The following is a 2,488-nucleotide window of genomic DNA, read 5'->3' as shown; positions in this document are numbered from 1 at the left end:
GCCCACGACACCCTCCCCGGATACAAGACTTAATGACAGGGGGCGGGTTCTGCCCTATAGATGGTGGCAACCGGCCCCGCGAGGCCGGATGAAACCACATGAGAGCGGAGCAGCAAGATGAACGGACTTTCCCGCCGCAGCGTGATCCTTTCCGGGGGGGCCATGGCCGGGCTCGCAGCCTGCGGCAACGGCATTGGCAGCAACGGGGCGGCCCGGCTCGATGCGCGGGTCGATGCCACGCGAGATTTCCTGACCTCGCGCTATCCCGGCACGGTCGACCTGACGAACAAGGCCGCCGGCGTGCTCTACATGCCGCTGATGACCGAGGCCGGATTCTTCTTCGGCGGCGCCTACGGCCGCGGTGCCCTCAGGATCAACAACGTGACAGTGGACTACTATTCCGCCACGCAGGCGAGCTGGGGGCTTCAGATCGGCGCACAGCAATACGCCCATGCGCTCTTCTTCATGACTCAGCCGGCGCTCGCCAATTTCCGCGCGGCCCAGGGCTGGGCGGTCGGCGCCGACGCCAAGTACGCGCTTCCCGACCAGGGCGGATCGCTTGCCGCAGACACGGTGACGACGCTCGCGCCGGTCATCGCGCTGGTCTTCGGCCAGTCCGGGCTCATCGCCGGGGCGACGCTCGAGGGCACGAAATACACCCGGATCATCCCCTGATCCCGGCGCGTCGCCCCGGACGCGGTCCCGGGCGACGCCGTCCGGCGGGTTAATCGCTCCCCGAGAGGATGGATCAGGCCCGTGGCGGAGGCGCTCAGCCGAGCTTGCGCAGCCGTGCAAGGAGGCTCGAGGTATCCCAACGGCCGCCGCCCAGTTTCTGGACATCCTTGTAGAACTGGTCGACGAGCGCCGTGACAGGCAGGCTCGCGCCGTTCTCGTCCGCCGTCATGAGGCAGATGCCGAGGTCCTTGCGCATCCAGTCGACGGCGAAGCCGTAGTCGAACTTGCCGTCCTTCATGGTCTTGTGGCGGTTCGCCATCTGCCACGAACCGGCCGCGCCCTGGCTGATGACCTCGACCACCGCCTCGATGTCGAGCCCGGCCTTCTCGGCGAAGTGGAGGCCTTCGGAGAGGCCCTGGACGAGGCCGGCGATGCAGATCTGGTTCACCATCTTGGCAAGCTGGCCGGCGCCCGAGGGGCCGAGGCGGCGGCAGATGCGGGCATAGGCCGCGATCACCGGCTCGGCCTTGGCGTAGTCGGCTTCGGCGCCGCCGCACATGACCGAGAGGACGCCGTTCTCCGCCCCCGCCTGGCCGCCGGAGACGGGCGCATCGACGAAGCCGATCGCGGCGGCTGACGCCGCCGTGGCGAGTTCGCGGGTGACCGCGGCCGAGACCGTGGTGTGATCGACGAAGACCGCGCCCGCGGACATGCCCCCGAAGGCGCCTTCGGGGCCGGTGCATACGGCGCGCAGGTCATCGTCATTGCCGACGCAGGCCATGACGAAGGCGGCGCCGAGCGCCGCTTCGCGGGGCGAGGCGGCGCTCCGGCCGCCGTGGGCCTTGACCCAGGCCGCGGCCTTCGCCCCCGTCCGGTTATAGACCGTGACCTCATGCCCCTTCGAGGCAAGATGGCCCGCCATCGGGAAGCCCATCACTCCCAGGCCCAGAAACGCCACCTTCGCCATGCATCCCTCCCAAGGTCGTTGCAGCCCGCGCCGATCTGCCCTAGTTAACCGCCCTGCCCGTGCCGTCAACCGGTTCCGTGGGACCGGTGCCGGCATGGGGGCGCACCGGTCGGCAGTCTCGGACCCTTTCGATGGTAACGGCGTTTCGCTGGCTTCTGAGGATCTTCTCCCTGCTCGTCGGGCTGGGGGCCGCCGGCCTCGGCCTCGTCTATTATTTCGCCGCCGGGTCGCTGCCGGACTACAACGAGACCTATGTCGCCGAGGGGATCGGTGCCCCGGTCGAGATCGTCCGCGACACCGCCGACGTGCCCCATGTCTTCGGGCAGACCGATGCCGACGTCTACTTTGCGCTCGGCTTCGCGCATGCGCAGGACCGGCTCTGGCAGATGGTGATGCTCCGCCGGACGGTTCAGGGCCGGCTTTCGGAGGTCTTCGGGCTTGAGACGGTGCAGACCGACGAACTGATGCGGACGCTCGACCTCTACCGGCTCGCCACCCGATCGGTCGCGGCGCAGGACGCGTCGACGCAGACGGCCCTCGATGCCTACGCCAAGGGCGTCAACGCCTGGATCGAGGTCGTCAATGCCCAGGCGCGCGGCCGCGGTGCGCCGGAGTTCTTCGTTTTCGGCGGCGAGATCTCCTACTGGCAGCCAGCCGATTCCATCGCGATCCTGAAGCTCATGGCGCTCCGCTCCGCGGGCCAGGCCGAGACGGAGGTGCTGCGCGCACGCCTGTCGGTCCTGTCGGACACCTGGCCGCGCGACCTGATGCCGGACGCCCCGGGCCAGGGGGTTGCGGCGCTGCCGCCCTATGCGGCCCTGGTCCCCGGGGTGAAGCGCTCCTACG

The 2,488-nt window shown here is 69.2% G+C and carries 3 protein-coding genes; 2 read left to right on the top strand and 1 reads right to left on the bottom strand.

Annotated features, from left to right (window positions below; genetic code table 11):
• The first annotated feature begins 117 nt into the window (after positions 1-117).
• Positions 118-675, top strand: a complete 558-nt coding sequence (locus F9K34_RS18635) for a YSC84-related protein (protein WP_291338598.1) — start codon at positions 118-120, stop codon at positions 673-675.
• 94 nt (positions 676-769) lie between these two features.
• Here F9K34_RS18635 and F9K34_RS18630 read toward each other — a convergent pair whose 3' ends face one another.
• Positions 770-1,642 (bottom strand): NAD(P)-dependent oxidoreductase, encoded by an 873-nt coding sequence (locus F9K34_RS18630; protein WP_291338597.1) that lies wholly within the window; start codon positions 1,640-1,642, stop codon positions 770-772.
• Between the two features lie 131 nt (positions 1,643-1,773).
• Between F9K34_RS18630 and F9K34_RS18625 the strand changes: the two genes are divergently transcribed.
• Positions 1,774-2,488: penicillin acylase family protein (locus F9K34_RS18625; RefSeq protein ID WP_291338596.1), on the top strand; the 715-nt coding region annotated here is incomplete at its 3' end.

The sequence above is a fragment of the Albidovulum sp. genome, from assembly GCF_008933605.1.
In the GTDB taxonomy this organism is placed as follows: Bacteria; Pseudomonadota; Alphaproteobacteria; order Rhodobacterales; family Rhodobacteraceae; genus Albidovulum.
The sequence above is the reverse complement of the archived record's forward strand: the minus strand, read 5'-3'. Positions and strand labels throughout refer to the sequence as shown.

Excerpts from the sequence above, each read along its gene's own strand:
- F9K34_RS18635 (WP_291338598.1), top strand. The coding sequence starts at position 118 with ATGAACGGACTTTCCCGCCGCAGCGTGATCCTTTCCGGGGGGGCCATG.
- F9K34_RS18630 (WP_291338597.1), bottom strand. The coding sequence starts at position 1,642 with ATGGCGAAGGTGGCGTTTCTGGGCCTGGGAGTGATGGGCTTCCCGATG.